At 48.0% G+C, this 1,055-nt stretch carries 1 pseudogene; it reads left to right on the forward strand.

Annotated features, from left to right (window positions below):
* Positions 1 to 1,055 (forward strand): annotated as a pseudogene (locus NFR82_RS08830) (hypothetical protein); the annotation flags it as partial.

Raw genomic sequence — 1,055 nt, forward strand, 5'->3', positions numbered from 1 at the left:
TCAGAAGCAAATAGTGCAGCAGATGTAGCAAAGAGTAACGCAAGTTCAGCCGCATCAAATGCTTCTAATGCATCAAGTGCCGCATCAGCAGCATCAAGTGCAGCAGAAAAGAACTCAGCAGCTAAGAGTGATGCCGACAAGGCAAGCTCAGCAGCAAGTGTAGCAAGTTCCGCAGCAGGTAAAGCATCAAGCGCCGCATCAACTGCTTCATCAGCAGCTAGCGATGCAGATAACCAAAAGAGCATTGCAAGTGAACAAGATTCAATCGCAAGTTCAGCCGCATCAGAAGGAAACAGCTCAGCTGCAAGCTCAGCACAATCAAAGGCATCATCAGCAGCAGATAAGGCAAGTGAAGATGCAGAAATTGCCAAGAGTGCCGCAAGTGAATCATCAAGTGCCGCATCAGAAGCAAGTTCAGCAGCCTCAACAGCCTCAGACGCAGCAAGTGCCGCAGAAAGTGAAGCAAACAAGAAGCCAATTGATGTAACACCATATGAACCAGCAGCATCAAGCTCAGCATCAGAAGCAAATAGTGCAGCAGATGTAGCAAAGAGTAACGCAAGTTCAGCCGCATCAAATGCTTCTAATGCATCAAGTGCCGCATCAACTGCTTCATCAGCAGCTAGCGATGCAGATAACCAAAAGAGCATTGCAAGTGAACAAGATTCAATCGCAAGTTCAGCCGCATCAGAAGGAAACAGCTCAGCTGCAAGCTCAGCACAATCAAAGGCATCATCAGCAGCAGATAAGGCAAGTGAAGATGCAGAAATTGCCAAGAGTGCCGCAAGTGAATCATCAAGTGCCGCATCAGAAGCAAGTTCAGCAGCCTCAACAGCCTCAGACGCAGCTAGTGCCGCAACTTCAATCGCTAATAGTTCTGCATCAAGTGATTACGCAAGCGAAGCTTCAAGTGCAGCCAGTGAAGCAGGAAGTCACGCAAGTGATGCTTCAAACTCATCAAGTGCTGCATCAAGTTCTGCAAGCGAAGCAAAGAGCAACGCTGATAAAGATCCAAACAACTCAACAGCCTCAAGCGCAGCTTCAACTGCAAGCTC

Source organism: Lactobacillus agrestimuris (genome assembly GCF_943193025.1).
Taxonomy (GTDB): domain Bacteria; phylum Bacillota; class Bacilli; order Lactobacillales; family Lactobacillaceae; genus Lactobacillus; species Lactobacillus agrestimuris.